The 24,859-nt window shown below is 71.0% G+C and carries 20 protein-coding genes; 10 read left to right on the top strand and 10 right to left on the bottom strand.

Annotated elements, in window-relative coordinates; all coding sequences use genetic code 11:
- Nucleotides 1-46 precede the first annotated feature (46 nt).
- The 3 genes from KME78_RS21900 to KME78_RS21890 are packed head-to-tail and all read left to right on the top strand — an operon-like array spanning nucleotide 47 to nucleotide 3,299.
- A complete protein-coding gene (locus KME78_RS21900; protein WP_219530989.1) occupies nucleotides 47-799 on the top strand; it encodes an ATP-binding cassette domain-containing protein in 753 nt (250 codons plus the stop codon).
- Complete coding sequence (locus KME78_RS21895) at nucleotides 796-2,058, top strand: sugar ABC transporter permease (protein WP_219530988.1); 1,263 nt, start codon at nucleotides 796-798, stop codon at nucleotides 2,056-2,058. The genes KME78_RS21900 and KME78_RS21895 overlap by 4 nt, the downstream gene beginning before the upstream one ends.
- A gap of 35 nt (nucleotides 2,059-2,093) precedes the next feature.
- Nucleotides 2,094-3,299, top strand: coding sequence for an ROK family transcriptional regulator (locus tag KME78_RS21890; RefSeq protein ID WP_219530987.1), 1,206 nt, complete (start codon nucleotides 2,094-2,096; stop codon nucleotides 3,297-3,299).
- Here the strand turns inward: KME78_RS21890 and KME78_RS21885 are convergent.
- Together KME78_RS21885 and KME78_RS21880 are read right to left on the bottom strand one after the other, a co-directional pair.
- Entirely contained in the window at nucleotides 3,296-4,066 is a 771-nt protein-coding gene (locus KME78_RS21885) for a neutral zinc metallopeptidase (protein ID WP_219530986.1), read from the bottom strand. The genes KME78_RS21890 and KME78_RS21885 overlap by 4 nt on opposite strands.
- Nucleotides 4,067-4,175: 109 nt before the next feature.
- Nucleotides 4,176-5,012 (bottom strand): neutral zinc metallopeptidase, encoded by an 837-nt coding sequence (locus KME78_RS21880; protein WP_246651566.1) that lies wholly within the window; start codon nucleotides 5,010-5,012, stop codon nucleotides 4,176-4,178.
- A 147-nt stretch (nucleotides 5,013-5,159) separates the two neighbouring features.
- Between KME78_RS21880 and dxs the strand changes: the two genes are divergently transcribed.
- Together dxs and KME78_RS21870 are read left to right on the top strand one after the other, a co-directional pair.
- Complete coding sequence (gene dxs / locus KME78_RS21875) at nucleotides 5,160-7,040, top strand: 1-deoxy-D-xylulose-5-phosphate synthase (RefSeq protein ID WP_219531222.1); 1,881 nt, start codon at nucleotides 5,160-5,162, stop codon at nucleotides 7,038-7,040.
- Nucleotides 7,041-7,097: 57 nt separating this feature from the next.
- Nucleotides 7,098-8,564 (top strand): amino acid permease, encoded by a 1,467-nt coding sequence (locus KME78_RS21870; protein ID WP_308127067.1) that lies wholly within the window; start codon nucleotides 7,098-7,100, stop codon nucleotides 8,562-8,564.
- A gap of 30 nt (nucleotides 8,565-8,594) precedes the next feature.
- Here KME78_RS21870 and KME78_RS21865 read toward each other — a convergent pair whose 3' ends face one another.
- The 4 genes from KME78_RS21865 to KME78_RS21850 all read right to left on the bottom strand — a co-directional run bounded on the left by KME78_RS21865 (nucleotide 8,595) and on the right by KME78_RS21850 (nucleotide 13,245).
- Nucleotides 8,595-8,975 carry an SSI family serine proteinase inhibitor gene (locus KME78_RS21865; protein ID WP_219530984.1) on the bottom strand — a complete coding sequence of 127 codons (381 nt, stop codon included), beginning with the start codon at nucleotides 8,973-8,975 and terminating at the stop codon, nucleotides 8,595-8,597.
- Between the two features lie 92 nt (nucleotides 8,976-9,067).
- Nucleotides 9,068-11,176, bottom strand: coding sequence for a 3-hydroxyacyl-CoA dehydrogenase NAD-binding domain-containing protein (locus tag KME78_RS21860; RefSeq protein WP_219530983.1), 2,109 nt, complete (start codon nucleotides 11,174-11,176; stop codon nucleotides 9,068-9,070).
- Nucleotides 11,173-12,336, bottom strand: coding sequence for a thiolase family protein (locus tag KME78_RS21855; protein WP_219531220.1), 1,164 nt, complete (start codon nucleotides 12,334-12,336; stop codon nucleotides 11,173-11,175). The genes KME78_RS21860 and KME78_RS21855 overlap by 4 nt, the downstream gene beginning before the upstream one ends.
- A gap of 60 nt (nucleotides 12,337-12,396) precedes the next feature.
- The gene (locus KME78_RS21850; protein ID WP_219530982.1) at nucleotides 12,397-13,245 is read right to left on the bottom strand and encodes a hypothetical protein; all 849 of its coding nucleotides are present in this window, start codon (nucleotides 13,243-13,245) and stop codon (nucleotides 12,397-12,399) included.
- 347 nt (nucleotides 13,246-13,592) lie between these two features.
- On the opposite strand from KME78_RS21850, the gene KME78_RS21845 reads away from it, so the two are divergent.
- The 5 genes from KME78_RS21845 (at nucleotide 13,593) to KME78_RS21825 (ending at nucleotide 20,405) form a co-directional block, all read left to right on the top strand.
- The gene (locus tag KME78_RS21845) at nucleotides 13,593-14,750 is read left to right on the top strand and encodes a hypothetical protein (protein WP_219530981.1); all 1,158 of its coding nucleotides are present in this window, start codon (nucleotides 13,593-13,595) and stop codon (nucleotides 14,748-14,750) included.
- Nucleotides 14,751-14,853: 103 nt separating this feature from the next.
- A complete protein-coding gene (locus KME78_RS21840; RefSeq protein WP_308127065.1) occupies nucleotides 14,854-15,846 on the top strand; it encodes a LacI family DNA-binding transcriptional regulator in 993 nt (330 codons plus the stop codon).
- Nucleotides 15,847-15,972: 126 nt separating this feature from the next.
- On the top strand, nucleotides 15,973-16,749 hold the full coding sequence (locus tag KME78_RS21835) for a sugar phosphate isomerase/epimerase family protein (protein ID WP_219530979.1): 777 nt from the start codon (nucleotides 15,973-15,975) through the stop codon (nucleotides 16,747-16,749).
- Nucleotides 16,750-16,752: 3 nt separating this feature from the next.
- Nucleotides 16,753-17,673: an alkaline phosphatase family protein gene (locus tag KME78_RS21830; protein WP_219530978.1), complete on the top strand. Its 921-nt coding sequence runs from the start codon at nucleotides 16,753-16,755 to the stop codon at nucleotides 17,671-17,673.
- An 86-nt stretch (nucleotides 17,674-17,759) separates the two neighbouring features.
- Entirely contained in the window at nucleotides 17,760-20,405 is a 2,646-nt protein-coding gene (locus tag KME78_RS21825; protein ID WP_219530977.1) for a PEP/pyruvate-binding domain-containing protein, read from the top strand.
- On the opposite strand, the gene KME78_RS21820 is transcribed toward KME78_RS21825, so the two are convergent.
- The 4 genes from KME78_RS21820 to KME78_RS21805 form a co-directional block, all read right to left on the bottom strand.
- The gene (locus KME78_RS21820) at nucleotides 20,402-21,253 is read right to left on the bottom strand and encodes a sugar phosphate isomerase/epimerase family protein (RefSeq protein ID WP_219530976.1); all 852 of its coding nucleotides are present in this window, start codon (nucleotides 21,251-21,253) and stop codon (nucleotides 20,402-20,404) included. The two genes, KME78_RS21825 and KME78_RS21820, sit on opposite strands and share 4 nt — an antisense overlap.
- Entirely contained in the window at nucleotides 21,250-22,410 is a 1,161-nt protein-coding gene (locus tag KME78_RS21815; protein ID WP_219530975.1) for a dihydrodipicolinate synthase family protein, read from the bottom strand. The genes KME78_RS21820 and KME78_RS21815 overlap by 4 nt, the downstream gene beginning before the upstream one ends.
- Nucleotides 22,407-23,552: a Gfo/Idh/MocA family protein gene (locus KME78_RS21810; protein WP_219530974.1), complete on the bottom strand. Its 1,146-nt coding sequence runs from the start codon at nucleotides 23,550-23,552 to the stop codon at nucleotides 22,407-22,409. Before KME78_RS21810 ends, KME78_RS21815 begins: the two co-directional genes overlap by 4 nt.
- A 72-nt stretch (nucleotides 23,553-23,624) precedes the next feature.
- Nucleotides 23,625-24,851 carry a ribonuclease D gene (locus KME78_RS21805; RefSeq protein ID WP_219530973.1) on the bottom strand — a complete coding sequence of 409 codons (1,227 nt, stop codon included), beginning with the start codon at nucleotides 24,849-24,851 and terminating at the stop codon, nucleotides 23,625-23,627.
- Nucleotides 24,852-24,859 lie beyond the last annotated feature (8 nt).

Below are 24,859 nucleotides of genomic sequence, written 5' to 3'. Positions count from 1 at the left end.
TCCGGTCGCCGTGAAAGGCGGCCGGGCCCCTCCCCAAGGGAGCCTCATGACCCCCCTGCTCGAAGTGCGCGGGATCGACAAGAGCTTCGGCCCGGTACAGGTCCTGCACGACGTCACGTTCGCCGCCCACGCCGGCGAGGTGACGGCCCTGGTCGGCGACAACGGCGCGGGCAAGTCGACGCTGGTCAAGTGCATCGGCGGCATCTACCCGATCGACGGGGGCGACATCGTCTTCGACGGCCGTCCCGTCCAGGTGCACGGCCCGCGTGACGCCGGCGAGCTCGGCATCGAGATCGTCTACCAGGACCTCGCGCTCTGCGACAACCTCGACATCGTCCAGAACATGTTCCTCGGCAGGGAACGCCGCAGCGGCCTCGTCCTCGACGAGGCGTCGATGGAGGAACTGGCCGCGCAGACCCTCGACGGCCTGTCCGTGCGTACGGTGAAGTCCATCAGGCAGCAGGTGTCCAGCCTGTCGGGTGGTCAGCGCCAGACGGTGGCGATCGCCAAGGCCGTCCTGTGGAACAGCAAGGTCGTCATCCTCGACGAGCCGACGGCCGCCCTGGGCGTCGCCCAGACCGCGCAGGTGCTGGAGCTGGTGCGCCGGCTCGCCGACACCGGCCTGGCGGTCGTGCTCATCTCGCACAACCTGAACGACGTCTTCGCCGTCTCCGACCAGATCGCGGCGCTCTACCTCGGCAGGATGGCCGCACAGGTCAGAACCGCCGACGTGACGCACGCGCAGGTCGTCGAACTGATCACATCCGGCCGCAGCGGAGACCTGGGGATCGCGCAATGAACAAGGTCAAGGAACTCCCCGGCGAGGCGATCGTCACCGCGACGCAGTCGCCGTCGATCGGGCACAGCGTCACCGCCTACATCGAGCGGGTACGCGGCGGCGACATGGGCGCGTTGCCGGCCGTGCTCGGGCTGCTCGTGCTCTGCACCGTCTTCGCCATCGCACGTCCCGCGTTCATGACGGCGATCAACATCGCGAACCTGTTCACCCAGGGCGCCGCCGTCACGGTGATCGCGATGGGCCTGGTCTTCGTCCTGCTGCTCGGCGAGATCGACCTGTCGGCCGGTTTCGCCAGCGGCGTGTGTGCGGCGGTGCTCGCGGTGACGCTCACCAACATGGGCCTGCCCTGGTACGTCTGCGTGGCGGCCGCCATCCTCACCGGCGTGGTCATCGGCACCGTGCTCGGCACGCTGGTGGCCAAGGTGGGCATACCGTCGTTCGTGGTGACGCTGGCGGCCTTCCTCGCCTTCCAGGGTCTGGTCCTGGTGCTGGTCGACGAGGGGACGAACATCTCGATCCGGGACTCCGTCATCGTCGCCATCGCCAACAAGAACCTGCCGGTCTGGCTCGGCTGGGCGCTCTTCGCCGCCTGCGTGGCCGTCTATGCCGCCCTCCAGCTCGTCAGGTCGCGGAGGCGGGCCAAGCGCGGGCTGATCGCCGACCCGCTCTCGCTGATCGGCGCCCGGGTGGGGGCGCTGGCGGTCATCGGCGGCGTCGTCGTCTACGTGCTCAACCTGGAGCGGTCCCGCAACCCGGCCATCAGCTCCCTCATGGGTGTGCCGATCGTGGTGCCCGTGATCCTCGTGCTGCTGGTCGCGTGGACGTTCGTGCTCCGCCGTACCGCGTTCGGCAGGCACATCTACGCGGTCGGCGGGAACGCGGAGGCCGCGCGCCGGGCCGGTATCGGCGTCGACCGGATCAGGATCAGCGCGTTCGTGATCTGCTCCTCGATGGCCGCCGTCGGCGGCATCATCGCCGCCTCCCGGGCCAGCTCGGTCGACCCGAACACCGGCGGCAGCTCCGTGCTGCTGTACGCGGTCGGCGCCGCGGTCATCGGCGGCACCAGCCTGTTCGGCGGGAAGGGGCGGGTGCTCGACGCGATACTCGGCGGCGCCGTGGTCGCGGTCATCGAGAACGGCATGGGGCTGATGGGGTACGGTGCGAGCGTGAAATACCTGGTCACCGGGTTCGTCCTGCTCCTGGCCGCGGGTGTCGACGCACTGGCGCGCAAGCGGGCGGCTGCCGCTGGTCTAAGGTGATCAGCGACTCCCACCCCTTTAAGGAAGCTCAGACGATGCGTGCCGGCCCCTCACAGGAGGACATCAGGCGTCACAACCTGGGTGCCCTCCTGCGCCACGTTCATCTGGGCGGGCCGATCTCCCGCGCCGAGCTGACGTCGAAGATGGGTCTCAACCGCAGCACGATCATGGCGCTCACCTCCGACCTCACCGCCGCCGGGCTGGTACGCGAGGAGCTGCCGCGAGAGACGGGCCGCGCCGGCCGTCCCTCGCTCGTGGTGCGTCCCGAGTCGGCGCGGGTCTACGTGTTCGCCTTCGACGTCGGCCCCGACCGGCTGGCCGTCGCGCGCGTCGGGCTGGGCGGGGTGATCCTCGACCGCAGGGAGGCCGTACGCCTGCGCGGCCCGTTCGAGCTGGAGGAGCTGACCGGGATCCTGGCCGGCTTCGCCCGGCAGATGCGGCGCAAGACCAGGGACGACACGGTCTGCGTGGGTGCGGCGGCGGCGGTCTCCGGCGGGGTGCGCAAGGGCGACGGCGTGATCAGGTTCGGTCCCAACCTCGGCGCCGACGAGGTGCCGTTCGGCGAGGCGCTGGGCCGCAGGCTGGGCCTTGGCCTGCCCGTCAGCGTGGGCAACGACGCCAACCTGGCCGCGCTGGCCGAGCACAGCCGCGGCGTCGGAGCCGCCGTCAGAGACCTCATCTACCTGCACGGAGACGTCGGCATCGGCGGCGGCATCATCGCGGGCGGTCACCTGCTGGGCGGTCACGACGGCTACGGCGGCGAGGTCGGCCACATGGTCGTCAACCCCGGCGGGCGGGCCTGCGGCTGCGGTTCGCACGGCTGCCTGGAGGCCGAGGTAGGGGAGCGGACCCTGCTGGAGACCGCGGGCCGGCTGGCCGGCGAGCAGCACGGCAGGGACGCGGTGCGGGCGGTGGTCGACGCCGCCGACCGGGGCGACATCGTGGCCCAGGAGGCGCTCAAGAAGGTCGGCGACTGGCTCGGCCTGGGCGTCGCCAACCTGGTCAACATCTTCAACCCGGAGATGGTCATCTTCGGCGGGATGCTGCGGGAGATCTACCTCGGCTCGGCCGCTCAGGTGCGGACCAGGTTGACGCTGCACGCCATGGCGCCGCAGCGGGAGAAGCTGCGGCTGCGCACGTCGTCATTGGCCGATGACGCGACGCTCGTGGGCGCGGCCGAGCTGGCCTTCGCCCACGTGCTCGCGGATCCTCTGGAAGTGCTGGCCAGGGCGAACGGTTAGGAGACCCGGCTCGGCGGCGCGGTCCAGGTGTTGCAGGAACGGGCCGATGCGCCGCTGTAGCCGCGTTCCTGCCAGTAGGCGAGGTTGCGCGGCTTGCCGTGGACCTTGCTCTCCCCGGCCCTGCTCACGGCGTCGGTCCACTGGTCCCAGGTGATGCCCGGGTCGATGGAGTCGAGCGTGGCGCTGTAGAAGACGCCGGCGAAGCACTCGGCCTGCATCTCCAGGCGGTGGCTGAGTATCGTGCGCGCGCTCCCTCCGGCTCGCCAGTAGAGCCTGTTCTGCTCGTCCAGCATGCCGGTGAGCTGCTGGACGTGGTGGCCGATCTCGTGGGCGATGGAGTGCGCGAGGTTCATCCGGAACGGGTCCCGCAGGTCCCGCTTCATGATCCGGATGGCGATCGTGCGCTGCGCGGGGCAGTACTGGGCGCCGTTGCTGGTGATCTTGCCGCAGACCGACCCGGTGCCGGTCGTGATGGCGATCTTCGGCGGGCTGTAACGCAGCCCGGCGGCCCTGAACCTGGTGGCCCAGAAGGTGTTGGCGCACCTGGCCATGGCCAGGTGGAAGGTCTTGAGCGAGGCGGCGCTGCCCTGGCGGATCCCGGGGATCGCGCACGACTGCGCCGACGGGGTGCCAGACCCGTAGATCTTGTTCTTGGCCAGTACGGCGGGCGGCGCGGCCTGCGGTGCCTTGGTCTCCGCGTTGGCCGTCCCAGAGAGGGCCAAACCCACGACCATGCCGACACATGCGGCGATAAGGGGTATACGCACGATCGCGGATACTAGACCACTAGATGGGGCTACGTTCGGGAGTCTTGTGCTTTGTCCAGAAAGCGCAATGCGGCCGCGCCGGTAAGGCACGGCCGCATCAGGGCAGAAATCAGGTGACGGTACGCGTGGACGCGGACCACGTGTTGCAGGAGCCGGGCGAGGCCGAGCCGTAGCCGCGGTTCATCCAGTAAGCCTGCGTCGGGCCCCGGCCGTGGTCGTTCTGCGGCCAGCCCTTGGCGCCGTTCTTGCGGAACCAGTCAACGGTGTAGTCCCACTCGCGCGAGTCGACGGGCAGCGTGTTCGTGACCGTGCGCATGAAGACCGAGGAGAAGCACTCGGCCTGCAGCTCCGAGCGGCGCGACAGCGCGAGCTGGCCGGACTTGCCGCTGGCGTTCCTGGCGGCCCAGTAGTAGTTCCAGATGCCCGACACGCTCTGGACGTGGTGGCCGTACTCGTGCGCCATCAGCCGGGTGATGCCGAGCGAGAACGGCTGGCGCAGCTGGGTCTTGGTGATCAACATGTACATCGTGCGGTCGGTCGAGCAGTAGACGCCGTCGGCGCCCGTGCTCCACGGTCCGCAAGGCGTACGGACCTTCCTGGTGATGATGCGCAGCCGCGGCTTGCTGAACGAGAGCCCGGCCTTGCGGAACTGGGAGGCCCAGGAGCGGTTCAGGCAGTTGGTCACGGTGGTGAGGAAGCGCTTGTAGGCCGTCGTGCTGCCCTTGGGCAGGGCGCCGGGCGAACAGTTGGAGCTGGCGAGCCGTCCCGTCTTGTACAGCGGGTTCGCCGTCGCGGCGGCCTTGCCGCGGGGCGGTGCCGCCTGCTGGGCGGCCTGCTTGACGACCTGCTGACCCGCGCTGACGGGCGTTGTGGCGGCTGTCGCCGTACCCGCGCCGGCCAGCGCGATGACCGCGCCGGCGACCACGAGGGACGACAGTTTCTTCATGGGGAGAGTGTTCATAGTGAAGGAAAGACTAGGTCAAGATCGGACAAATGTGGGTGGATTTGACTCGATGGAGTCAGTGAGGCGCGCACGAACTAGACTCGGTCCCGTTAGCGCACAGGAGCAGAGGGGATCGCATCCGTGAGCGGGTTGCTGGGCTCGGTAAAGGGACCTCACGACGTCAAACGCCTGGATGCGGAGGATCTGCCGCTGCTGGCGGGGGAGATCCGAGACCTGCTCGTCGACTCGTGCGCCCGGTTCGGCGGCCATCTCGGCCCCAACCTCGGTGTGGTGGAGCTCACCATCGCACTGCACCGCGTCTTCGACTCGCCGCGCGACCCGATCGTCTGGGACACGGGCCATCAGTCGTACGTTCATAAACTGCTCACCGGCCGGGCCGCCGGCTTCGGCGCGCTGAAGCAGGAGGGCGGCCTGTCCGGCTACCCGAGCCAGGCCGAGTCCGAGCACGATTTCGTCGAGAACTCCCACGCCTCCACCGCGCTGTCCTACGCCGACGGCCTGGCCAAGGCGTTCAAGCTGCGCGGCGAGCACGACCGCACGGCCATCGCGGTGATCGGCGACGGCGCGCTGACCGGCGGCATGGCCTGGGAGGCGCTCAACAACATCGCGGCGGGCAAGGACCTGCGGCTCGTCATCGTGGTCAACGACAACGGCCGCTCCTACTCGCCGACGATCGGCGGGCTGGCCTCCCACCTGTCGTCGCTGCGGGTCAACCGCCGCTATGAGGACATGCTCGAGTTCGTCAAGGAGAAGCTCGGGAACGTTCCCGTGCTCTACGACGCCCTGCACGGCATCAAGAAGGGCGTCAAGGACGTCCTGGCCCCGCAGGTGATGTTCGAGGACCTCGGCCTGAAGTACGTCGGCCCGATCGACGGCCACGACGAGCAGGCCATGGAGGCGGCGCTGCGCAAGGCCCGCGACTTCCGCGGCCCGGTCATCGTGCACGCGCTCACCCAGAAGGGCCGCGGCTACTCACCGGCCGAGAACCACGACGAGGACCAGTTCCACTCGCCCGGCGCCTTCGACCGGGCCACCGGCGCCGAGAAGCCCAAGGGCCGCATCTGGACCAACGTGTTCAGCGAGGAGCTGGTCAGGCTCGGCAAGGACCGCGAGGACCTGGTCGCCATCACCGCCGCGATGCTCCACCCGACCGGCCTGGCCGCCTTCGCCGAGGCCTACCCCGACCGCATCTACGACGTCGGCATCGCCGAGCAGCACGCCCTGACCAGCGCCGCCGGGCTGGCGCTCGGCGGCATGCACCCGGTCGTGGCCGTCTACGCGACCTTCCTCAACCGGGCCTTCGACCAGCTGCTCATGGACGTGGCGCTGCACCGGCTGCCCGTCACCGTGGTGCTCGACCGGGCGGGTGTCACCGGCGACGACGGAGCCAGCCACAACGGCATGTGGGACCTGTCGATCCTGCAGGTCGTACCCGGCCTGAAGATCGCCGTGCCGCGCGACGGCGAGCGGCTGACCGAGCTGCTCGGCGAGGCCGTGGAGATCTCCGACGGGCCGACCGTGCTGCGCTTCCCCAAGGGCCCGGTCGCCGAGCCGATCGAGGCCGTCGGCAAGCTGGGCGAGATGGACGTGCTGCGCGCGGGCGACCCCGACGTGCTGCTGGTGGGCGTCGGCCCGATGGCGCGGGTCTGCATGGACGCCGCCGTCCTGCTCGACGCGCAGGGCATCTCGGCGACCGTGGTCGACCCGCGCTGGGTCAAGCCGCTCGACGAGGCGCTCGTGCTCGCCGCGAGCGCCCACAAGCTGGTCGCGGTCGTCGAGGACAACGGCCGCGTGGGCGGCGTCGGCGACGCGGTGTCCCGCCTGCTGCGTGACGCCGACGTCGACGTGCCCGTACGCGGCTACGGCATCCCGCAGCGCTTCCTCGACCATGCCAAGCGGGCCGCGATCCTCGGCCAGATCGGGCTGACCGCCCAGGACCTGGCCCGTGAGATCACCGAGGCGATCGCCAAGCGGAGCAGCCAGGTCGAGAGGCAGTCCGCACCACGCTGAGCGCGCCCTCACCTCCAGGACAGGAATGATCACCTGGGGTGAGGGAAGACGCTGGATGTGGACATCTTTCGCACCAAGAGCGTCGAGCAGTCGGTCCGCGACACCGAAGCCCCCGAGCACCGGCTGCGAAAGCGACTGACCGCCGTCGACCTCACGGTCTTCGGCATCGGCGTCATCGTCGGCACCGGCATCTTCGTGCTGACCGGACGCGTGGCCAAGGAGACGGCCGGCCCCGCCGTGGCGTTCTCCTTCATCGCGGCGGGCATCGTCTGCGGCCTGGCCGCGCTGTGCTACGCGGAGTTCGCCTCGACGATCCCCGTGGCCGGGTCCGCCTACACCTTCTCGCTGGCCACGCTGGGCGAGTTCCCGGCCTGGGTCATCGGCTGGGACCTGATGCTGGAGATGGCGCTCGCCGCGGCCGTGGTGGCGGTCGGCTGGTCGGGCTACTTCGCGTCGCTGATGTCCTCGATCGGCCTCGAGCTGCCCGCGTGGATGGCCGGGGACGAACCGGTGATCAACCTGCCGGCGATGATCGTCGTGCTGATCCTCACCGGCATCCTGGCTGCCGGGATCAAGCTGTCAGCGCGCGTCAACCTGGTCATCGTGGCCATCAAGGTGGCGGTGATCCTGCTGGTCATCGTGGCCGGGCTGTTCTTCGTCAAGGCGGCGAACTACTCGCCGTTCATCCCCCCGCCCGTGTCCACACCGGGGGTCGAGGGGCTGAAGGCGCCGCTGATCCAGGTGCTGTTCGGCATCACGCCCGTCGCCTTCGGCGTGATCGGCATCTTCTCGGCCGCCGCGATCGTGTTCTTCGCCTTCATCGGCTTCGACGTCGTGGCCACCGCCGCGGAGGAGACCATCGAGCCGCAGCGCGACCTGCCGCGCGGCATCATCGGCTCCCTGGTCATCTGCACCGTGCTGTACGTCGCGGTGTCGGTGGTCGTGGTCGGCATGCAGCGCTACGACCAGCTCAGCGAGAAGGCGCCGCTCGCCGACGCCTTCACCGCCGTCGGGCAGTCCTGGGCGGCCGTGCTGATCAGCATCGGCGCGATCGCCGGCCTGACCACCGTGGTGATGATCCTCATGCTGGGGCAGAGCCGGGTGCTGTTCGCCATGTGCCGCGACGGGCTGCTGCCGCGCGGGCTGGCGAAGGTCCACCCCAGGTTCGGTACGCCGGCCCGGCTGACGGTCATCATCGGGCTGGTGTCCGCGGCGCTGTCCGGGTTCATCTCGCTCGGGGCGCTGGCCGAACTGGTGAACATCGGCACGCTCTTCGCGTTCGTCGTGGTCTCGGCCGGTGTGATCATCCTGCGTCGCACGCGGCCCGACCTGCACCGGGCCTTCCGTACGCCGTTCGTGCCGGTGCTGCCGATCCTGTCGGTGCTGGCCTGTATCTACCTGATGCTCAACCTGCCGGTCGAGACGTGGCTGCGGTTCGTGATCTGGATGATCATCGGCGCGGCGCTCTACTTCGTGTACGGCTACCGCCACAGCCGGGTCGAGGTGCCCAGCCCGAAGGGGTAGACGCCCGGACGCCCACCCCCTCGCCGGCCGTCAGAGAGTGAAGACCGCTCCGCCTGCTGCCTTCATCTGGCAGGAGTTGGGGTAGGAGTGGGCCCACTTGACCGTCCGGTCGTGCCACTTGCCCCGCACCAGGACGGTGTGGCGCTCGTACTCGTCGGTGCACACGGGATTGGGCACCACGTTCAGCTTGGTCGAGTCGCCGTCGATCTTCCGCAGCAGTTCGCAGGCCGCGGAAGGAGTGGGGTGGCTACCGCCGTCGGGGTCACAGGTGAGGGTGGCCCCCTTCAGCGGCCGGTCGTTCACCATGATGACGATCCTCAGTGTCGCCTGGGGGCCTGGTTCGGCGAGTGCGGGGGACGCCGTCGCGAGGACGGCGCCGCACAACACGATCGTGCCGGCTGCTCTCATCATTCGATCTTCTCCGTTCGTAGCGCGGCGATCACGCTACGTGGCGGAGCGCCAAGTCCGGGGAGACCCGCCGCGCGGGCCTCCCCAAGCTTGGGTCAAGCGGGTACGGAGGCCACTCCGGGCGCGAGGAAGCGCGGCCGGGCCAGACCCGACCTGTCCAGGTATGGAGTGATCCCGCCCAGGTGGAACGGCCAGCCGGCGCCGAGGATCATGCACAGGTCGATGTCCTGCGCCGCTGCGACCACGCCCTCGTCCAGCATGATCTGGATCTCCTCGGCCAGCGCCCGCAGCACGCGCAGCCGTACCTCGGCGGCGGTGGACGGCGTGGCGCCACCCGCGAACAGCGCCACCGCCTCGGGATCGAGCGAGAAGTCGGGCAGGTACACGCCCGGCTTGCCGGAGGCGACCAGCTTGGCCATGTTCGCCGAGACGCCGAAGCGCTCGGGGAAGGCCGCGTGCAGCGTCTCGGCCACGTGCAGGCCGACGGCCGGGCCCACGAGCTGCAGCAGCGCGAACGGCGTCATCGGCAGCCCGAGGTCGTCGAGCGAGTGCTCGGCCGTCTCCAGCGGCGTGCCCTCGTCGACCGCGGCGATCACCTCGCCCATGAAGCGGGTGAGCAGCCGGTTCACCACGAACGCCGGCGCGTCCTTCACCAGCACCGACGACTTCTTCAGCGACCGGCCCACGGCGAAGGCGGTGGCCAGCGTCGCGTCGTCGGTCGACGGCGCCTTGACGATCTCCAGCAGCGGCATCACCGCGACCGGGTTGAAGAAGTGGAAGCCGACCAGCCGCTCCGGATGCTCCAGCGCGGCGCCCATCTCGGCCAGCGAGAGTGAGGAGGTGTTGGTCGCGAGCACGCAGCCGGGCGAGACCACCGCCTCCACCTCCGCGAACACCTGCCGCTTGACCGACAGCTCCTCGAAGACCGCCTCGATGACGAAGTCGGCGTCGGCGAAGGCGTCCTTGGTCAGCGAGCCGGTCACCAGCCCCTTGAGCCGGTTCGCCTGGTCGGCCGAGACGCGGCCCTTGGCGAGCAGCTTGTCGACCTCCGCGTGCACGTGGCCCACGCCCTTGCCGAGCCGGGCCTCGTCGAGGTCGGTCAGCACGACCGGCACCTCCAGGCGGCGGGCGAACAGCAGCGCCATCTGCGAGGCCATCAGCCCCGCGCCCACCACGCCGACCTTGGTCACCTTGCGGGCCAGCGCGGCGTCGGGGGCGCCCGCCGGGCGCTTGGCCCGCCGCTGCACCAGGTCGAAGGAGTAGAGCCCGGCCCGCAGCTCGTCGCCCATCAGCAGGTCGGCCAGCGCCTCGTCCTCGGCGGCGAAGCCCTCGTCACGCGAGGCCGTACGGGCCAGGGAGATCAGGTCGAGCGCCCGGTAGGGCGCGGGGGAGGCGCCGCGCAGCTTCATGTCGACCAGGAACCGCGCGTCGGTGACCGCCCTGTCCCAGTCGTCTGCGTCCCAATGGTCGGCCTCATGCGAGTCGCGCTCCACGACGGTGTCGCCGGTGAGCACCCGGGCGGCCCAGCGCAGCGACTCCTCCAGGAAGTCGGCCGGCTCGAACATCGCGTCGGCGACGCCCAGCTCGAACGCCTGGGCCCCCTTGAGCATGCGGTTCTGCGACAGCGGGTTCTCGACGATCAGCTTGATCGCGCGGGCCGGGCCGATCAGGCGCGGCAGCAGCTGGGTGCCGCCCCAGCCCGGCACCAGCCCGAGGAAGCACTCGGGCAGCGCGATCGCCGGGACGCCCGAGGAGATCGTCCGGTAGGTGCAGTGGAGGGCCACCTCCAGCCCGCCGCCCATCGCCGCCCCGTTGACGAACGCGAACGACGGGATGGGCAGCTCGCCCAGGCGGCGGAACACGTGATGCCCCAGCGCGCCGATGGCCTGCGCCTCCTCGCGCGCGGCCACGCTCGCCGCGCCCTTGAGGTCGGCGCCCACCGCGAAGATGAACGGCTTGCCCGTCACGCCCACGGCGGCCAGGTCGGTGCGGGCGGCGATCTCGGACAGCGCGCCGTTCAGCGCGAACAGCCCGTGCGGGCCGAACGTGTTGGGCTTGGTGTGGTCGAAGCCGTTGTCGAGGGTGATGAGCGCCATCGTGCCGGCCCCGCCGGGCAGCTCGACGTCGCGGACCAGGGCCTTGGTGACGACTTCTGCGGCGTTGCGCTCGGCCAGCAGCGAGCGCCAGGTGTCGAGGTTGCTCATGCCAGGTTCTCCCAGATCACGGTGCCGCCCATGCCCATGCCGACGCACATGGTGGTGATGCCGTAGCGCACGTCGGGGCGCTCGCCGAACTGCCGCGCGAGCTGCGTCATCAGCCGCACGCCCGAGGAGGCCAGCGGGTGGCCGAAGGCGATCGCGCCGCCGTAGGGGTTCACCCGGGGGTCGTCGTCGGCGATGCCGAAGTGCTCCAGGAAGGCCAGCACCTGAACGGCGAACGCCTCGTTGATCTCAAACAGCCCGATATCGGAAATATCAAGATTTGCCAGGCGGAGCGCCCGCTCAGTGGACGGGATCGGGCCCACGCCCATCACCTCGGGGTCCACCCCGGCGAAGGCATAGGAGACCAGCCGCATCTTCGGCGTAAGGCCGAGCTCGGCGGCCGTCTCGGCGGCGGCCACGACGCAGCCGGTGGCGCCGTCGTTGATGCCCGAGGAGTTGCCCGCCGTGACGTTGCCGTGGGAGCGGAACGGCGTCTTGAGCGCGCTCAGCCCGTCCAGCGTGGTGCCGGGGCGCGGCGCCTCGTCCTCGACCGCCAGCCCCCAGCCCTTCTCGGCCGTCCTGATCGCCGTGGGCACCAGATCCGGCTGGATCCTGCCGTCGGCGTACGCCTTGGCCACCTTCTCCTGCGACAGCACCGCGTAGGCGTCGGCGCGGTCCTTGGTGATCGTCGGGAAGCGGTCGTGCAGGTTCTCGGCCGTCATGCCCATGACCAGGGCGCTCGGGTCGACCAGCCGCTCCGACAGGAACCTCGGGTTGGGGTCGACGCCCTCGCCCATCGGGTGGCGGCCCATGTGCTCGACGCCGCCCGCGATCGCCACGTCGTACGCGCCGAACGCGATGCCGCCCGCGACCGTGGTCACCGCGGTCATCGCGCCCGCGCACATGCGGTCGATCGCGTAGCCCGGCACGGTCTTGGGCAGCCCGGCCAGCACCGCCGCCGAGCGGCCGATGGTCAGGCCCTGGTCGCCGATCTGGGTGGTCGCGGCGATCGCGACCTCGTCCACGCGCTCCGGCGGCAGTCCCGGGTTGCGCCGGATCAGCTCGCGGATGACACGCACGACCAGATCGTCTGCGCGGGTCTCCGCGTACATGCCCTTGGGCCCGGACCGGCCGAAAGGTGTGCGTACGCCGTCGACGAACACGACGTCACGAGAGGAAGGCACGGATTCGCTCCTCGTTGCTCGGCAGTTACCGCGCCTATGCTACTCGCCAGTAACCACGCCGCAGACGAGCACGGTCGCCAGCAGCGCGTAGAGCGTCAGGGTCGCCGGCTCCCACAGATGAGCCCGCGCCCCGACCAGACCCACGACCCCCACCACCGCACCCACCTGAAGCCCGGACCCCGCCCGGAGCGCCCCCGCCGCACGGAGTGCCGCCTCTACGCGGAGTGCCGCCCCTGCGCGAAGCGCGGCGCCCGTGCGGGGTGTCGCGCCTGTGCGGGGCTCTGCGCTCGCGCGGAGGGTCGTGCCTTTTCGCCGGCGCGCGGGCCGGTCGGGGTCCCACGGATCGCCAGGTGATCCACCCGGTCGGCCGGCGCGCGCCGGCTGCCCCCATGCCTCACGTGCCCACCAGGCCGCGAAGCACACGCCCGCCGCCGAACCCACCAGCGTCAGCCCCTCGGTGGCCTGGCCCAGGGCGTGGGCGAGGTCGTACAGGCCCGACTCGCGGAACGGGCGCGGCACCGTGCAGCCGAGCAGCAGCGTCACCGCCCATCCGCAGCCGACGCCGAGTCTGCTGAGCGCTCGCAGCGGCGCGCCGGGCGGGCTCGCGTACAACTCGTGCTCGCGTCTGCGCACGGCCCGCGTCCGCGCGCCCCAGACGGCCTGGGTGGCCGCCAGCGCGGGCAGGGCGACGAGGAAGAGCGTGAGTGCGAGTACGGCCAGCGGCAGGGTCTCCTTGCCCGCCGGGGCCCGTTCGGCGAGCGATTGGGAGAAGGCGATCAGCGCGAGCGAGCACGAGAGCGTGACGATCGCGGTCCGGCGCGCGGCACGGGCCCGAGCGCGTAAACCGGTCATCTCCAGGGCGCCGGGAGGGGGTGAAACCTCGGTCATGCTGGTCATGATGTCGTCACGGCGCGTAACTACGCCCTGGATTCCGGTCTTTTGGCTGGAGCCCTAGATGAGACCGTAATTCCCGCCCTGACCGAGATCAGCGGCGTCATGTGCGGCATTTGTAGGCTTTGGGTCGGCCGTGTGTCATTACGGTGCGTATGGGAGTGGACCAGGTGAGTGGCCAGGTGCAGGCAACCAATGAGCATGCCCCTCGGGGGGTTTCTGAAACGGAAGATCGGAGTTGTGACACCAGCTTATTTGTGAGCATCGTGTGAAATTTCCGGACAAGTGGTGGTGGAGTCTGTTAGGAAGGTCGCGGTCCAGATTCGTATTAGAGAGGTTCCATCGTGGCGCGCGACGAGAACGACAGGCCATATGAGGATGGGCAGGGAAGGTCGCTGAACCCGGATTTGACCGGCGACGTTCTGTCCCCGCGGTGGAGCACGGACGACACCGACGAGCAGCCGGCCATCGTGGTCTCAGGCAACGAGACCTACATCCTCCCGCCGGACAGGGGCGCGCCCGAGCTGTACACCCCGCATGCCGAGGGACAGCACCGTGTTGAGAGCTTCGAGGGTGACAGCCCGCTGTACACCGGCGACTCGCCCAGTGGCGCCCTCTATGGAGACTCGCTCTACTCGGGCGGTGACCAGCTCTACGCCGGCGACGCGCCCAGTGGCCCGCTGTACACCGGCGACGCCGCCAGCGGGTCGCACTATTCCGGCGACGCGCCCAGCGGTCCCCTTTACACCGGCGACGCGCCCAGTGGCCCGCTCTACACCGGCGACGACGCGGAAGGCGCCCCGCTTTACACCGGTGACCGGCCGAGCGACGCCTACCTCCCGCTCGACAAGAGCTACGAGTCCCCGTACGACGATGACGAGCCCGAGGCGCCCAAGCGTGGCTTCCTCGGCTCCGGCTGGACCGACAGCTCCCACGGTGGTGGCGGCCACCAGGCCGAGGGCGACAAGGAGGTGCGCCGCCGTACCAAGGTGCTGCTCATGGCGGCTGTCGCGGTCGTCGTGCTCGGCGCGGGGGCCGGCTGGATGCTGACCGGCACGTCGTCCGACGACCCGTGCGCGGGCGCGAAGTGCGCCAGCGCCGAGCAGGTGAAGAAGCCCGCCACCTCTCCCACGGAGTCGGAGGAGGCTGAGGACACCGAGGAGCCGGTCGCCGATCCCACGGACACCGACTCGGCGGAGCCGACCACGTCGCGGACCGCCGACCCGTCGCCGACCGCCAAGGTACGCGCCACCCGTACCCCCACGCCCCGGGCCACCCGCACGCGCATCGGCCAGCCGACCGCCAAGCCGAGCAGCCGGGCCACCAGGGCGCCGCAGGAGACCATCAAGGACACGGACACCGACACCGCGACCCAGACCGACCAGCCGACCGCCAAGCAGCCGACCAGCCAGCCGACGCAGGCGGTCCAGACGCAGGCCCCGGCGCCGGCCCCGACGCAGACCAGTAAGGGCCTGTTCGACATCCTGTTCCCCTGGTCCTGATGCCTTTCGGCGGCGGCTTCCTGTCGCGCCGGCCCTGAGACGTGTAAGGATGCGGACCCAGGTGTCGGTCTGGCACACTGGAAACCGCTTTCCTGGAGGTCTCGTGGTCACGCTGGAAGACGTCGCCAAGCAGGCGGGCGTCTCGCTCGCGACCGCCTCGCGGGTGCTCAACGGCAGCACCCGCCAGGTGGGCGCCGACCTGCGAGCCCGAGTCGAGCGGGCCGCGTACGAGCTCGGCTACCGCGCCAACATCGCGGCGCAGACGCTGGCCCGCGGGGCGAGCAATGTCATCGGCATCGTGGTGCACGACCTGACCGACCCCTACTTCGCCGCGCTGGCCGACGGCGCGATGCGGGCCGCGGCCGGCGAGAACCTGCTGGTCATGGTGGGCACCACGCACCGCGACCCCGACCAGGAGATCGCCTACGTCGCGACGCTGAACGCCCAGCGCGTGCGCGCCGTGCTGCTGGTCGGCTCCCGGGTCGCCGATCCCGGCGTGACCGAACGGCTCCGTGGCGAACTGGACCGCTACCGGGCCAGCGGCGGGCGGGTCGCCTGCGTGGGCCAGGACCTGCTCGGCGTCGACACGGTCGCGCCCGCCAACTACGAGGGCGCCGCCGCGCTGGCCCGTTCGCTGGCCGAGCTCGGCCACACCCGCTTCGCCATCCTGGCCGGACCGCCGCACCTGATGACCGCCCGCGACCGGTGCGCCGGATTCGCCTCGGCACTGGCCGAGCTCGGCCTGCCGGAGCCGCGCGTCGTCCAAGGCCCCTTCGACCGCGACGGCGGCTATCGGGCGGCTCAGGAGACGGGCGACGCGACGTGCGTGTTCGCCGTCAACGACGTGATGGCCGTGGGGGCGCTGGCCGCGTACCGGGAGCGGGGGATCCGGGTGCCGGACGACGTGTCGGTGGCCGGCTTCGACGACATCGCGACGCTGCGGGACCAGGTGCCCGCGCTGACCACGGTACGGCTGCCGCTGCAGGACATGGGCGCCCGCGCCCTTGAGCTGGCGCTGGCGTCGGGGGAGGAGCCGGCGGTGGAGCACGTGGCGGGCGAGGTGGTGCTGCGGGAGAGCGTACGGGCGGTGCGATGAGTTCGCGCTTCCCGGCTGGCGGAGACTGACGCCTTCGCGCGAGGGACCCTTCGAGGGGTTCCAGGGACAAGGGTGCCTCCGAAGGGGAGGCGTCGCACAGGCGGTACGGTCGCTCGGGAGGGCGCGATGAAACTGGCGGTCAGCACGCTCGGGATGCCGGGCGACGGGCTCGACAGGGCGATCGAGGTGGCGACCGGGCAGGGTTGCCAGGGCCTGGAGCTGCGCTTGCACCCCGACACCGGCGTACACCGGGGCCTGTCGGCGGCCGAGCGGTCGTCGGTGCGGGAACGGGTCGAGGCGGCCGGTCTGGAAATATCCGCGCTCGCCGGATATGTCGGCGTATGCGAGCCAGGCCCCGACGAGCCGCTCGTCGAGGCGCTCGTCGCGGACCTGACGCTCGCCGCCGACCTCGGCGCTCCGGGCGTCCGGGTGTTCCCGCGCGGCGACGACCCTGCGGTCGGAGCACGCAGGCTCAAAGCCGTCTCCGGTACGGCCGCCGACCTCGGCCTGCGGGTCCTCGTCGAGACCCACGACAACATGGCCACCGGCGCGGCCGTCGCCCGGCTGCTCGACGAGGCGGCCTGCCCCGAGACGACCGGAGCCCTCTGGGACCTGCTCCACCCTTGGCGTCACGGCGAGTCCCCGGCCGACACCCTGGCCCTTCTCGGCCCGTACCTCGCCTACGTTCAGGTCAAGGACGCGGTCTCCGCCCAGGACACCACGCCGGTGCCGATGTGGACCGGCACGGTGCCGCTGGACGAGTCCGGCGAACTGCTGCGCGCGTGGGGCTACTCCGGCTGGGTGTCGCTGGAGTGGGAGCGCACCTGGTATCCCCAGGTCGCCCCGGTGGAGGAGATACTGCCTGGGGCCGCCGAATGGGTGCGGTGTTTCCGAAGGGAGTAGCCAGTGAGGGACAAGGTGCTGGTCGTCGGCATGGACGGTCTTCGCTTCGACCGCCTGCTCGCGGTGGGGCCGCCGGAGTTGACCGGACTGATGTCCAGGGGCGCGTACGGAACGAGCCTCCTCCCGTACGGCGAGGCCGCCGCCCCGCGCACCGAGTCCCCAGGCGAGATCGTCCCCGAGGCCCCCGCCGAGCCCGACCCGCGGAGTACCGTCCGTGCCATCAGGTCCCGGACCGACTCCGGGCCCGGGTGGTCGTCGATCGCGACTGGCGTGTGGCCCGACAAACACGGCGTCGTCGACAACGCATTCACCCACCAGCAGTTCGCGAAATATCCGGACTTCTTGACTCGCGCCAAGGCGGCCCGCCCCGGCCTGGACACCGCGGCGTTCTTCTCCTGGGCGTCGCTGGCGGAGCACGGCGCGTTCGGCCCGGCCATCGACACCCGTTTCGTGCTCGACGGCTACACGATCGACTGGCCGGTCGCCGACAAGCAGGTCGCCGAGGCCGCCGAGCGGCACCTCGCGAGCGCGGGCGCCGACCTCACGTTCGTCTACCTGGGCGAGACCGACGAGGTGGCCCACGACCTCGGCCCGCACTGCCCCGAATACACCGAGGCGCTCCGAACCCAGGACGCCTACCTGGGCCGCCTCCTCGACGCGATCCGGGGCAGGCGGACGTCCGCCGACGAGCGCTGGACCGTGCTGGTCACCACCGACCACGGTCACATCGACGAAGGCGGCCACGGCGGCACCTCCACCGAGGAGCGCACGGTCTTCGTCATCGCCGGCGCTCTCGGCGAGGACCTGGGCGGCGCCGACCTCGGCGGCCCGCGGCTGGTGGACGTCGGCCCGACCGCGCTGGCCCGGCTCGGCATCGAGCTCGACCCCGCCTGGGGCCTCGACGGCGTGCCCCTGGAGGTGTGACCGACGCCACTGTTCATCAAGTGTTGAATTCTTTGCCGCGAAGCGTGAGACTCGTTACGAGACGCTGAACGGTGGGGGTATTCCCAATGAAGACGGCACTGGACTTTTCCGACATCGACGGCGGCATGCTGGCCGAAGTCGGTGGCAAGGCGGCCAACCTCGGTGAGCTGACCCGGGCCGGGCTCCCGGTCCCGCCCGGCTGGGTGCTCACCACCGAGGCCTACCACGAGGTGGCCCAGGCGGCGGGCCTGGACGACGTCATCGCGACCGGCGGCCCGGGTCTCGCGGAGGCCGCCAGGACCCGGCTGCTGGAGGCCCCGATCCCCGAGGCCATCGCGGCGTCGATCCGCGCGGCGTACACCACGCTGGGCAAGGCCGAAGCGGTGCCGGTCGCGGTGCGGTCGTCGGCCACGGCGGAGGATCTGCCGTTCGCCAGTTTCGCCGGGCAGCAGGACACCTACCTCAACGTCGTCGGCGCCGACGACGTGCTCGACGCCGTACGTCGCTGCTGGGCCTCGCTCTGGACCGACCGCGCCGTCGCCTACCGCGACTCCAACGGCATCGACCACGCCTCCGTACGGCTGGCGGTGGTCGTCCAGGCCATGGTCGACGCGCGTACGGCGGGGGTGATGTTCACCGCGAACCCGCTCACCGGACGCAGGCACGAGGCCGTCATCGACGCGAACCCCGGCCTGGGCGAGGCCGTGGTCTCCGGCGCCGTCAACCCCGACCGGTTCGTGGTCGACGCGGCGAGCGGCGAGATCCTCGACCGGCACGCGGGCGACAAGCGGCTGGTGATCCGCGCCCTGCCCGGCGGCGGCACGGAACGCGTCGAATCGGCCCACGACGGCCTCTGCCTGACCGACGAGCAGGTACGCGACCTCGCGGCGCTCGGCACCCGCGTCGAGGACCACTACGGCGCGCCACAGGACACCGAGTGGGCCATCGACGCCGACGGCACGCTCTGGCTCACGCAGGCCAGGCCGATCACCACGCTCTACCCGCTGCCCGAGACCACCAGGGAGGGCCTGCGGGCGTACTTCTCCATCAATGTCGCCCAGGGCGTCATGGGCCCGCTCACCCCGATGGGCCTGTCCGCGTTCCGGCTGCTCAGTTCGGGTGCCGCCGGGGTGTTCGGCTACGGTCCTGCCGAGGCGCGCGATGGGGCCGCGTTCATGTTCGAGGCGGGTCAGCGCACCTGGATCGACCTGACCACGGCCCTGCGCAGCCGTATGGGGCGGGCGATCCTGCCCCGCGCGCTGACGATGGGCGAGGCCAGGGCCGCGGCGGTGCTGACGGACCTGTTCGAGGAGCCACGGTTCTCGGTGATCCACACCTCCCGCCGCCCGTTCTTCCGCGCGGTGGCGCACTTCGCCCGCCGCGTGCACGCCCCGACGCGCGTCCTCCAGGCGCTGGTCAGGCCCGATCGGGCGCTCGCCTACACCAGGCGGCTCGGCGAGGAGCTGGACCGGCGACTGCGCGTGCCCGGCTCCGCCACGCCCGTCCAGCGCCTCGACCACGCGGAGCGGATGCTCAGCACCACGTTCCCGGTGGCCGTCTCGCTCATGCCGATCGTGATCACCGGCTACGGCCTGTTCGCGCTGGCCTCGAAGCTCTCCGGCCGGTCCATGAGCGACATGCAGGACGTACTCCGCAGCGTCCCCAACAACCCGACCACCGAGATGGACCTCGAACTCTGGACGCTGGCGACGCGGATCGAGCCGGAACCGTTCAGGAACGAGCCGGTGAGCGAGCTCGTCCGCCGCTTCAGAGCCGCTGAGCTGCCCCCGAAGGCCCAGCGAGGAATCACTGCTTTTCTGGATAAGTACGGGCATCGCGGCGTCGCCGAGATCGACCTGGGCGTCCCCCGCTGGTCCGAGGACCCGACGCACATCCTCGGCGTCCTGGCCAACTACCTGCGCATGGAGGACGGCGGTGACCTCGCGCCCGACAAGCTGTTCGCGAGGGGAGCGGCCGAGGCCGAGGCGGCCGTCGCGCGGATCGTGGCGACGGCCCGCCGCAGGGGCGCGCTCCGGGGCGCCGTCGCCCGGTTCGGGCTGCGGCGCACCAGGTTGTTCGCGGGGGTGCGCGAGATGCCGAAGTTCTACCTGGTCAAGACCTTGGCCGCGGTACGGCGGAGCCTGCTCGTCGTCGGCGAGCACCTGGTGGCCACCGGCGTGCTGGAGCGGGCGGACGACGTGTTCTTCCTGCGGATCGAGGAGGCGCGATCGGCACTGTGCGGAGGCGACCTGCGTGAGCTGGTGACCGAGCGGCGGGCGGCCTACGAGCAGGAGTCACGCCGCCGGCACGTACCCAGGATCGTCCTGTCGGACGGCACCGAGCCCGAGGCGTTGTCGAGCGTGGCCGCGGAGGGCGCGCTGATCGGCAGCGCCGCGTCCGCGGGCACGGTCACCGGCCGCGCCAGGGTGGTCCTCGACCCGGTCGGGGCGCACCTGGAGCCGGGCGAGATCCTGGTCTGCCCGTCGACCGACCCCGGCTGGACACCGCTGTTCCTCACGGCGGGTGGGCTGGTGATGGAGATGGGCGGCGCCATGTCGCACGGCGCGGTGGTGGCCCGCGAGTACGGCATCCCGGCGGTGGTCGGCGTCCCGGACGCCACCCACCGCATCGTCACCGGCCAGGAGATCACGGTGAACGGAGCCGCGGGCACGGTGACGATCACCGAGAACGAAGCCGCGGCCCAGGACGAGCCGGTCATCAGCTCCGCCTAATCTCCGGTGACCACCTCGGCGTAGCGGCGCTTCATGGTGGCCACCACCTCGTCCGGGTCGGCGGCCCAGATGTCGGCGTTGAAGATCTCCACTTCGACGTCCCCTGTGTACCCGGCCTCGGTCACGGCACGGGTGATCGGCGCGAAGTCGATCACCCCGTCGCCCATCATCCCCCGCCCCAGCAGCACGTCCGCCGGAAGCGGCTGCAGGAAGTCGCACACCTGGTACGACGCGATCCGCCGGCCGGCCCTGGCGATCTCCTCGAACAGCCGCGGGTCCCACCACACGTGGAAGGTGTCGACCACCACCCCCACCTGCTCCTCCGGGTACGGCAGGCACAGGTCGACCGCCTGGGCCAGCGTCGACAGGACGGCCCTGTCGGCGCAGTACATCGGATGCAGCGGCTCCAGCGCCAGCTTGACGCCCCGCTCACCGGCGTACTGCGCCAGCACCTCCAGCGCCTCGGCCACCTGCCCGCGTGCCCCGGCCAGATCGCGCGAGACCCCGCTGTCCGACAGCGGTTCGCCCGGCCGCACGCCCGGGAGACCGCCGACGACCATGACCAGGCAGGCCGCCCCCAGCTCCGCGGCCTCATCGATGGCCCGCCGGTTGTCGTCCAGCGCCGCCTGCCGGGCCGGGCCGCCAGGGGCCGTGAGGAAGCCGCCACGGCACAGGGACGACACGCGCAGCCCGGCGTCGCGGACCAGCTTGACGCTCTCGGCCAGCCCCTGCTCGGCCACCTCCTCGCGCCACAGCCCCACGGCCTCCAGGCCATGCCGTACGCAGCCGTCGACGGCCTCCGCCACCGACCACCGCTTGGTCGTCCGCTGGTTCAGGGAGAGGCTCACAGCCCGTTCACCGCCAGCAACGCCGTCATCCTCCGTACGGCCAGCTCCTGATCGGCCAGCAGCCCGGCCTGGTCGGCGAGCCGGAACACCTCCGACAGGTGGACCAGCGAGCGGGCCGACTGGGCGCCGTTCACCATGGCGAAGGCGTCCTGGTGGCCGTTCAGCCAGGCCAGGAAGACGATGCCGGTCTTGTAGTTGTACGTGGGCGACTCGAAGATCTTCCGGGACAGCGGCACGGTCGGCGCCAAGATCTCATCGTAAAGTGCGAAATTTCGGGCGGCCTCTGCGCCGGTGCCCTGTTCGGCCGCGTCCAGTGCCCGCAACGCCGCGGCCGCCGCCGGAGCGATGGCGTCGAAGATGCCCAGCAGCGCGTGCGAGCCCGACCTGATCAACGACGGGTAGTTGAAGTCGTCCCCGGTATAGAGCTTGACCCCGGCGGGCAACGCGGCCCGCAGCCCGATCTCGTGCTCCTCGTCGAGCAGCGAGACCTTCACGCCGTCCACCACCGAGGCGTGGGCGTGGATCAGCTCCAGGAACGACTCCGTGGCCGCGCCCACCTCCGGCGAGCCCCAGTAACCGGCCAGCTGCGGATCGAACATCTCGCCCAGCCAGTGCAGGATCACCGGCCGGTCGGCCTGCCCGAGCAGCTCCCTGTACACCTGGTGGTAGTCCTTGGGCCCGCTGGCCACCCGCGCGAGCTGCCGCGAGGCCATGATGATCACGCCGGCGCCCGCCGACTGCACGGTCTCCAACTGCTCCGCGTACGCGGCGGTGATCGCGGGCAGGTCGGCCGCGCCGGGGGCGTGGTCGGTGCCCGCGCCGCAGGCCACCAGCGCGGCGGGGTCACCGAACGAGCGGGCCTCGGCGGCGCTGCGCCGGATGAGCTCCTTCGTGGCGGCCCAGTCCAGGCCCATGTTGCGCTGGGCGGTGTCCATGGCGTCGGCCACGCGCAGGCCGTGCGACCAGAGGTGCCTGCGGAAGCGGAGCGTGGCGTCCCAGTCGACGGCGGCGGGGGAGCCGGGCGTGTTGTCGCCGAGCGGGTCGGCCACCACGTGCGCGGCCGCGTACACGACGCGGCCGGCCGCCGGTTGCTCGACGACGGGCCAGGTCACGGGCTCACGCAGGGTGTAGGCGCCGCCGGGCAGGTTGATGTTCACAGGTGGGGCACCTCGATCCGGCGGCCTTCGGCGTTCGAGCGCAGGCCCAGCTCGGCGAGCTGCACGCCGCGCGCGCCCGAGGCGAAGTCGTTCGGGAACGGCGCGTCCTCGATCACGTGGCGGATGAACCGCTCCCACTGGATCTTGAAGCCGTTGTCGAAGTCGGCGTTGTCCGGTACTTCCTGCCAGCCCTCGCGGAAGCGGGCCGTGGCGGGCAGGTCGGGGTTCCAGACCGGCTTGGGGGTGGCGGCGCGGTGCTGGAAGCGGCAGTTGCGCAGGCCCGCGACCGCGCTGCCGTGCGTGCCGTCCACCTGGAACTCCACCAGCTCGTCGCGATTGACGCGCACGGTCCAGGAGGAGTTGATCTGGGCGATCACGCCGCCCGCCAGCTCGAAGATGCCGTACGCGGCGTCGTCGGCGGTGGCCGCGTAGGTCCTGCCCTGCTCGTCGACCCGCTGGGGAACGTGCGTCACGGCCTTGGCGTAGACGGACTCGACGCGGCCGAACAGGTTCTCCATCACGTAGTGCCAGTGCGGGAACATGTCGAGCACGATGCCGCCGCCGTCCTCGGCACGGTAGTTCCACGACGGCCGCTGGGCCTCCTGCCAGTCGCCCTCGAACACCCAGTAGCCGAACTCACCCCGCACGGACAGGATCTGGCCGAAGAAGCCGCCGTCGATGAGCCGCTTCAGCTTGAGCAGGCCCGGCAGGAACAGCTTGTCCTGCACCACGCCGTTCTTGACGCCCTTGGCGGTGGCCGCCTCCGCCAGCGCGACCGCCTCCTGGACGGACTCGGCCGTGGGCTTCTCGGCGTAGATGTGCTTGCCCGCCTCGATGGCCTTGAGCACCGCCTTCACCCTGGCGCCCGTGACCTGGGCGTCGAAGTAGATCAGGTTGTCATCGTCGGCCAGGGCTGAGTCGAGGTCAGTGGTGTAGCGGGAAATATGGTGATCGGCAGCGATCTTGGAAAGCTTGTCCGCGCTCCTGCCCACCAGGACCGGCCTGAGCTTGACCCGGCTGCCGTCGGACAGGACGACTCCGCCCTGCTCGTTGATGGCCAGAACCGAGCGGACCAGGTGCTGGCGGTAGCCCATCCGGCCGGTGACGCCGTTCATCACGACGCCGATGGTGCGCACGCTCATGAGGATCCTTTCACGGAAAGCGCTTTCCCGAACGGTAAGGCCGCCCCCGTGGGGGCGTCAAGTGGCCCGTACCTAGAGCTCGCCCTTGGTCTCCAGACGGGACAGGGCCTTGGCGAGCGGATGGGCGGTGAGGGAGAGCTGCCATTCGCGGGCGCCGAGCCCGCGCAGCCGGGCGGTCACGGTGTCGTCGGTGACCTCTTCCGGCGGCTCCCAGGTGAGCCTGCGCACCGCGTCGGGCTGCAGCAGGTTCTCCGTGGGCATGCGGTGCTCGTCGGCGAGCGCGGCCACGACGGCGCGGGCGGCGGCGAGTCGTTTGGCCGCCGCCGGATCACGGTCGGCCCAGCGGTTGGCCGGGGGCGGCCCGTCGCCGGGCGTGCTCGGCTGCGGCAACTGGGATTCGGGCAGCCCGCGCGCCCTGCTCACCGCGGCCAGCCAGTCGCTCATGTGCCTGCGCGCGCTGCGTCCGGTGAACGCCGAGATCTCGGTGAGCGCCTTCTTGGTGCGCGGCACTTCCAGCGCGGCCGTGACGATCGCCGAGTCGGGCAGCACCCGGCCGGGTGCCAGGTCGCTCTCGCGGGCGATGCGGTCACGCATGGTCCACAGCTCACGCACGATCGCCAGCGCCCGCATGTTGCGTACCTTGTGGATGCCCGACGTACGCCGCCACGGATCGGAGCGGGGGACCGGCGGCGGGGTGTTGAGCACGGCGGCGAACTCCTCGCGCGCCCACTCCAGCTTGCCGCTCTCCACGAGCTCGTCGTGGAGCACGTCGCGGAGCTCGACCAGCACCTCGACGTCGAGCGCGGCGTAGCGCAACCAGTCTTCGGGCAGCGGCCTGGTGGACCAGTCGGCCGCCGAGTGGCCCTTCTCCAGCCGCAGCCCGAGCACGGTCTCGACCATCGTGCCGAGCCCCACCCGCTCGTAGCCGAGCAACCGGCCCGCCAGCTCGGTGTCGAACATGTCACGCGGCCGGAACCCGACCTCCAGCAGGCACGCCAGATCCTGCGAGGCGGCGTGCAGCACGATCTCCGCGCCCGACACCGCCTCGTCCAGCCCCGACAGGTCGGGGCAGGCGATCGGGTCGATCAGCGCGCTGCCCGCGCCCGCCCGGCGCAGCTGCACCAGGTAGGCGCGGTTGCCGTAGCGGTAGCCGGAGGCCCGCTCGGCGTCGACCGCCACGGGACCGGTGCCGGCCCCGAAGGCCTCGACGACGCGCGCCAACGACGCCGCATCCTCGACGACCGGCGGGATGCCGTCACGCGGCTCCAGCAGTGGGACGACGGTTCGTTCTTCTGTCATGAGTTCAC

Origin of the sequence: Nonomuraea guangzhouensis, assembly GCF_019396345.1 — a bacterium.
Taxonomy (GTDB): Bacteria; Actinomycetota; Actinomycetes; order Streptosporangiales; family Streptosporangiaceae; genus Nonomuraea; species Nonomuraea guangzhouensis.
This window is presented reverse-complemented; position numbering and strand designations above follow the sequence as displayed.

Bases quoted from the DNA above. Each gene is read 5' to 3' on its own strand.
- KME78_RS21900 (WP_219530989.1), top strand. From the start codon at position 47: ATGACCCCCCTGCTCGAAGTGCGCGGGATCGACAAGAGCTTCGGCCCG.
- KME78_RS21895 (WP_219530988.1), top strand. From the start codon at position 796: ATGAACAAGGTCAAGGAACTCCCCGGCGAGGCGATCGTCACCGCGACG.
- KME78_RS21890 (WP_219530987.1), top strand. From the start codon at position 2,094: ATGCGTGCCGGCCCCTCACAGGAGGACATCAGGCGTCACAACCTGGGT.
- KME78_RS21880 (WP_246651566.1), bottom strand. From the start codon at position 5,012: ATGAAGAAACTGTCGTCCCTCGTGGTCGCCGGCGCGGTCATCGCGCTG.
- KME78_RS21865 (WP_219530984.1), bottom strand. From the start codon at position 8,975: ATGATGAGAGCAGCCGGCACGATCGTGTTGTGCGGCGCCGTCCTCGCG.
- KME78_RS21860 (WP_219530983.1), bottom strand. From the start codon at position 11,176: ATGAGCAACCTCGACACCTGGCGCTCGCTGCTGGCCGAGCGCAACGCC.
- KME78_RS21850 (WP_219530982.1), bottom strand. From the start codon at position 13,245: ATGACCGAGGTTTCACCCCCTCCCGGCGCCCTGGAGATGACCGGTTTA.
- KME78_RS21835 (WP_219530979.1), top strand. From the start codon at position 15,973: ATGAAACTGGCGGTCAGCACGCTCGGGATGCCGGGCGACGGGCTCGAC.
- KME78_RS21825 (WP_219530977.1), top strand. From the start codon at position 17,760: ATGAAGACGGCACTGGACTTTTCCGACATCGACGGCGGCATGCTGGCC.
- KME78_RS21810 (WP_219530974.1), bottom strand. From the start codon at position 23,552: ATGAGCGTGCGCACCATCGGCGTCGTGATGAACGGCGTCACCGGCCGG.
- KME78_RS21805 (WP_219530973.1), bottom strand. From the start codon at position 24,851: ATGACAGAAGAACGAACCGTCGTCCCACTGCTGGAGCCGCGTGACGGC.